This is a genomic window from Sphingobacterium sp. JUb56 (assembly GCF_014191365.1).
GTDB lineage: Bacteria > Bacteroidota > Bacteroidia > Sphingobacteriales > Sphingobacteriaceae > Sphingobacterium > Sphingobacterium anhuiense.
This window is the reverse complement of the sequence record NZ_JACHWL010000002.1, coordinates 1,183,844-1,190,266: the sequence shown is the minus strand read 5'-3', so window position 1 is coordinate 1,190,266 and position 6,423 is coordinate 1,183,844. Positions and strand designations below refer to the sequence as shown.

Sequence of the window (6,423 nt, the reverse complement as noted above, 5' to 3'; positions counted from 1 at the left end):
CTGTTTTTTCAGATTTTTAAGTGTTTTTTGCCGGTTTTTAACTTAATGCTTAAAATTATTTTTTGTACATTAGTATAATATGGAATTAGCAAATATTACAAAAGAGAGACTTGTAGAAGCTCAAAAAAATGGATATACTGCAATTATTACGAAGTACAATTCAAATCCTTTAGATCCGATCTGGATCTTTGAAAAAGTAAAAAAAGATCAGTTTTTTCATTTTTCAGAAAACCTTCAGGATACTTATCAGTTATGCTACCAGATTTCGGAAGCAATTGATACAGTAGAGGAATACCCTTTTATCGGAAAGGTTACTTTGCCAGATTAGGATAGAGAAGCGAAAAACGAAAAATATACTTATTTAATAAAAAAGCCGAATAGGAAAAATCCTGTCGGCTTTTTTATTTGTATATTCTGTAGGGGAATTAAAGCTAAATTGATAGTAGACTTTGCGTGATACCGTGCTAATCTCTCAAGTTGATATCTTTTTTGTCTCCATCGCTGTCAATGGTCACAAGCTTTTCGACATTGGCCTGATCTCTATAATGCTGTTTGGCAGAACCGTAATTTGTGTTAGAGCCAGTATACCCCCAGTAGTTGTAATAATTAGTATACCCGGTGACATACGAATAGTTGTACGAATTTGTAAAATCGAAACTAGCCATGATCACATAAGTACCCGGTAGAAGATCTGCAAACTCAAAATGCCCCTCATCATCGTACACTTTTGTTTTTTTGATTGCTGTTCCAAAATTAACATCTAAAGGAACCTCAGGGATTTTTCCCTGTTTTTTTATCTTTTTATTTACCCCCACCCATTCTTCATAGTATGCTGAATTCGGGAAAAGCGTGATTTCTGTCCCTTTGGGAGCAAATTGTTTTTTCGCAGTATTGACCAACCCTCCCAGTTTTTTACCCGTATTATCTTTCGCGTATGCTGTTCCCGTGATCACACTATTGCCTGTAGAAATCTGTTTTATCGACTGTTCTTTATTGAATTGATTTTTTATGGGTTGGTAATCCAGCTCCTCATTAATGCAAATCTCCCACATGCCATTTCCCAGAGACATTTCTCTTTGCCATAACCGGTGATCTTTTTTGTCGATTACAAAATTGTAGATGGCACCTGTGCTTTCTTCTAATACCGAGGCTAGCCAGGTATCGTGATTTCCGGTTTTAGGTGAGCGGTAAGCGTAGCTTTTCACTTCTTTAATTCTGTAGTTTGATACTAAAGTATCCGTATTATCATCATAATAAAATTGTGAGAATGTTCCTTTATAACCTACTGTAAGCGGTAAGGTCGTCATCATATTATCCGCTAGGTTGAAATCAATAAATGAAGATGGAGTTTTCAGATTTAATATTTTATTTTTTTTCGTTTTTTTAGAATAATAATTTCCTTTTATCGTGTTTCCAAATTCGAGGTTTAATTTACTATTACTGCTTTCCGATTGATAACTGATTGACTTCAGCGTCTTAGCGTCCGCTATGGAGGTTCTGCTAACAGACCACTCGTTGCTCTTGTCCGTATATTTGTAGTTGTATATTAGCTGGTTTGCGTCGTAAGTGATGTCATACGTCATAGTTCCCTTTTTAGTCCAGCTGGTATCCTTTACATAGTAAACCGTATATAGTGATTTTTGGGGCTTAAGGAACGATGTGTTAATTTCAGAACCACCTGGTGCAATTATTTTTTGACAAATTGCTATAAAGGGAAATAGAAAAATTGCAAGTATAAGGGGGCGTATATTCATGTGCGTTAAAAATCCAATAATATCGTCTATTGCAGCAAAAACAATTCCAAATATCGGACTACAGGTAAATAATGCTTTCCATATTGAATCAATAATCATCCTATTCTGTTTAAGAAGTATAGGCATATATACAGATTTGTCCAAATTGATCTCATGTGCAAATCAGCTGTACTATTATCTAACATTAAAGATAAAAGTATAATCCCTCACATCACGGTGATGTGAGGGATCGTAATTGGTCAAGAACATTTATCAATTAAAAGTCTGAGCCACTTTTTTTTAGATCTTTTTCAAGAGAGGCATGCCAAATCCAGGTGTAGACGGAGGAATCAATTTGCCTTTTTGTATCTTATATCCAGATAGATCAACATCTTCCGATGTACTTGTTACTCCTTCTATCGTGATCGTATTGCCCAGTCCGCCTGTGAGATGTGCCGTATAGTGTGTCTTAAGTAGAGAACCCCATGCGTGAGGCGATGCCTGCACACCCAATTTCTTCAATTCGGGCATCAGCTTTCTCCAGTTTGTAAAACCGAGCCCCTCAATATCGGTAAGATGTACATCCAATAGTTTCTTTTCAAAAAGCTCTTGTAAAAGCTTTGGATCCGGATCGGCTTCGCCATCTGCCAATAAGGTAATTCTCCCTTTTGTTTTGATATAACTTCTCAACTTTTGATAATCAGCAACGGTTTCGTGGAAGGGTTCTTCTATCCAGAATAGCTTTACTGAAGGAATTCCTTCGAGATACTGGATGAATTGGTCAACGGAGAAACCGTTGTTGCCATCCACTAAAATACCGCAATCTGGAAAAGCTTTTGCGACGGCATTGGTAACATCGATATCACGCTGTAGGCCTTCTTTATAGGGCATCCATTTGTGACCTCTACCGATCTTGAGTTTGAACTGTCGATATCCGACTCCATAATCATATCGACATTCTTCCAATATGCGGTCGATACCTGCAGGCTTTTCCGAAGGCTCGAGATCGTCAAAGTAGATCATACCACTATAGTAATCGGTCAGGTACGGTGTTTTTCTTCCTAGTAATTCATAAACCGGTTTCTGCAATATAATACCCGCGAGATCATGGAGAGCCATGTCAAAAGGGATATGTCTAGCTTCTAAAGTTCCGTTATCAGCGGCAAAAATCTCCGATACTTTTTTACCAAGCAGTTCTTTTGCGATCTGCTCTGCATCTCTTCTTGATCCGCGGAGTGAGGCCCATCCCATCGCACCTTTGTCTGTTGTAATACAGCAGATCTCGACATTGGGGCCATATCCATGCAGGTCAAGACGTGCATTTTTTCCGACAAGTCGGGGGTATTTCATCTGAACAGTGGAATACTTGATTTCCTGGATACGATGATAGGCCAATTCTTTATCCTGTGTTTTATTGTCCAGGAGAGATGTCAGCGTCATGGCTTGTCCTGCTCCATTGTACAGCGTTGCAGAGGCGATACCTAGGTTTAAGGCCTGTAAAAAAGTTCTTCTTTTCATATTTGGTTTATTTTGAGTTTAATACACTAACCAAGGATTTTTCTTCGCTTTTTAACTGATTCTTTCATCAACCCATAGCAAAATGTAATGGAGGAACAATAAAAGCAGTATCATACCTGGAGCAATGACCAGAACCATTTAAGTTTATCAGTTTTTTTAACACGGTAAATGATTCAATTAAAGTATCATCGTATTTTTTGAAAGTTACATCAAAATATAAAAATCATTATAGCAGATTTGTTTCAATCCCTTTTCAAATAGTCTCATTATTATTTAAAAGACATATATGATTTTTCATTAATGTATTCTGGGAGGAGTATTGATAAAGTCAGAAATAATGTAAATTTATTAATGGTATTAAATAAAAACCTAAAGAAGCTAGCTTTTTTACTGCTGCGTAAGTGTCCATATCATTTCCCTTACAGGTTTGGGTGGATCTTCCATGACCCCTTCGGTCATGAGAAATTAGTCTATATCTTTTTTACAGGAAAACATCATCTGTGCATCCCAAACATCTAAAATTGCTGTAATCTAGATGAACTTCATTTCTGTGGCTCTATGAATTAGGGAGGCTGTATTGGCTACCCCAAATTTCTGCAGCAAATTGCGGCGGTGGCTTTCTACTGTTAATGGACTGATGAACATCTGTTCTCCGATTTTTGCGGTAGTATGTCCCTGAGCCATCAGCGTAAGCACCTCGCGCTCGCGTTGGCTAACGGATGGTATATGGTCTTTCTTGTTGTTTAAGATAAAGCTCATCTCCTTGCTTAGTACCTGCTCGCCCCTTACCACAGCCTTTATTCCTTCGATCAATTCGTCGGTAGATACATTTTTTAGCAGATATCCCATTGCTCCGGCTTTTAGCATACGCAATGCGATACTTTCCTCGTTATGGTTGCTGATCGCAATGACCTGGGTATCTGGATATTTTTTTTTGATGATTTCTGTTGCATCAATACCATTCATCTCTGGCATATTGATATCCATAAGGACCACATCTACAGCTTCGGTTGCTAAAAATTCGAAAGCATCTTCTGCGCTGTTAAATGAACTGCGTAGTTTGATTGTCGAAGTGTTTTTCAAGATAAACTCGAAGCCGTTGAGTACGAGCGGATGATCATCGATGATAATTACTGAAAGCATATTATTTGATTAGTTCAAATTGAATGTGAAATGATGCGCCTTTACCTATGGCAGCATCAATTTCTAAGTGGCCATTTAAAATCTCTACCCGGTTACGGATATTAGATAATCCTATCCCTCCATTTGTGGGGGCCTGCATAGACGGATCAAATCCCTTGCCATTATCTTCTACGGTGATATAAAAATAATGATCTGCCTCTGAACATTGTACCCAGATCTGGGTTGCACCGCTGTGCTTTACTGCATTGGTGAGCAGTTCCTGCACGATACGATATACAGCAATCAGAAAAGATTGGTTGTAATCTGTCTGCAAGTTAGTGGCTTGAAAGTCTATCTTTAGCTGTGGCTGGTTCATCGCATTGCATAGATCGCGTAGGGATACTTCCAGCCCCATATACAATAAAGACTCGGGCATCATATTTCGGGCGATTCGTCGAAGTTCATTCACCGAGTCGTCCATTTGCTTGATAATTGTATATAAATGCATTGTTGAATCTGTTTGTGGCTGTGCTTCTGCCGCTCTATTTGCAACAGCTGACAATTTGAGCTTTACACTGGCTAGCATACCGCCTAGACCGTCATGCAGATCGCGCGCTATACGGCTGCGTTCTTTCTCTTGTCCTTGAACCATGGCGTTGAAGAGGTTAAGTTTTTCCCGTTGTGCCGTTATTTTTTTTCTGTTTCTGAACGATATGTACCAAATGAGACTGAGCATACCCAGTACAATTGATGTGAGCAGGAAAATGCCGGCAAACAGGCGTGTGCGCTGCATTTTAAGCTGTTGCTGCTGATGGGCTGCTTTTACGCGGAGGAGTTCATTTTCTTTCTCACTGGTCTGATACTTCTTTTCCAATTCCAGCGTGAGCGCCGTGCCTTTATCTGCAAGAAGGGTATCGAGTACAATTTTATGTTTTTCAAACCATTTTACAGCCTCCTGATAGGCACCTAGCTGTACCGCAGTCGTTGCTAGATTGTAATACACCATTTCTTTATTCTTCAAGGAAGGATTTTTTTCGATGTAAGGAAGCACTTCGCGCAGTTTCCTCATCGCTGATGCGGGCTTGTTTGCTGTTTGAAATGCCGCGGATTGGCTGAATAATATAGACGCAACCATATCGCTGTTACGTTGCTCTTTTGCGCCAACCAGTGCTTTTTCGAAATAAGTATGGGCACGGTCGAAATCTCGTTGTTTTTCCCAATAGCTTCCCTCTACGCTGTAGTAGGTTGGAAGGTAGGAGGAAGCTGATACTGATTTTGCGGTATGAGAAGCACTGTCCAAAAAGATTCGTGAATGTGTATATTTATTATTCAGCAACGCGTTGCGTGCTGCATTAACAAAGAGGGTAAAACGTTGCTCGGCCGCTGCATTCCTGTCGTGCAGTAAGGTCAAGGCATTGTTGTAATATTGCTCGGCTTTACTGTATTTCTGTAGATTCATCAAAGCCATAGCGACATTCTGAAGATTATTGCCCCACAGGGTAGAGTCTTTTATGCTCTTGGCCATGGGAATAACTTTGTCGATAAGCACCTGCACATACTCGTGCGCTTTTCCTTCACGTTGCAAAAGTGCGCCATAGCTTCCCCACAAACGGGCTCGGTAACGTGTCGCAGAAATTTTGCTTTTCGTTGGTATATCACGGTTGAGGAAGTTTTCGGCCTGCATGTAGAGTTTCTTTGCCTGCGCAGGATCGATGTCAAACTGGATAGCTCCGAGATAGAAACTTAGCAGTCCTTGGTAATAGTCCGTATTGGCTTTATCACCCAGCAATTTTCTGCTAGCGGAAACATAGTATAATGCTTTTTCCGTATTGTAATCGGACCAAAAAAAGCTCAGATCCAACAATGCCAATGCTTTTTCTTCGGTGTCTTTGATCTGCTGCAACTGCCTGTAAAGACTATCGCTATATTGCGTCAATTCCTCTGGTGATTGCGCAGATGTATTGGCGATGGAAAGTACTAAATACGCAAAAAGTAACAGGGTTTTGTACATTATTTAATTGATCGTTTTTTGAAATTACAGATTAATCAG

Annotated in this window: 5 protein-coding genes; 1 reads left to right on the top strand and 4 read right to left on the bottom strand. The window is 39.5% G+C overall.

Going from position 1 to position 6,423, the window contains the following annotated elements:
• Positions 1 to 79 precede the first annotated feature (79 nt).
• Positions 80 to 328: a hypothetical protein gene (locus tag FHR29_RS24305; protein ID WP_183917789.1), complete on the top strand. Its 249-nt coding sequence runs from the start codon at positions 80 to 82 to the stop codon at positions 326 to 328.
• A gap of 136 nt (positions 329 to 464) precedes the next feature.
• Here the strand turns inward: FHR29_RS24305 and FHR29_RS24300 are convergent, their stop codons facing one another.
• From FHR29_RS24300 to FHR29_RS24285, 4 genes are all read right to left on the bottom strand, one after another.
• The gene (locus FHR29_RS24300; RefSeq protein ID WP_260292862.1) at positions 465 to 1,853 is read right to left on the bottom strand and encodes a hypothetical protein; all 1,389 of its coding nucleotides are present in this window, start codon (positions 1,851 to 1,853) and stop codon (positions 465 to 467) included.
• A gap of 180 nt (positions 1,854 to 2,033) precedes the next feature.
• On the bottom strand, positions 2,034 to 3,251 hold the full coding sequence (locus FHR29_RS24295) for a mandelate racemase/muconate lactonizing enzyme family protein (RefSeq protein WP_221197928.1): 1,218 nt from the start codon (positions 3,249 to 3,251) through the stop codon (positions 2,034 to 2,036).
• A gap of 531 nt (positions 3,252 to 3,782) precedes the next feature.
• Positions 3,783 to 4,394: a response regulator transcription factor gene (locus FHR29_RS24290; RefSeq protein ID WP_183917787.1), complete on the bottom strand. Its 612-nt coding sequence runs from the start codon at positions 4,392 to 4,394 to the stop codon at positions 3,783 to 3,785.
• Position 4,395: 1 nt separating this feature from the next.
• Entirely contained in the window at positions 4,396 to 6,384 is a 1,989-nt protein-coding gene (locus FHR29_RS24285) for a sensor histidine kinase (RefSeq protein WP_183917785.1), read from the bottom strand.
• Positions 6,385 to 6,423 lie beyond the last annotated feature (39 nt).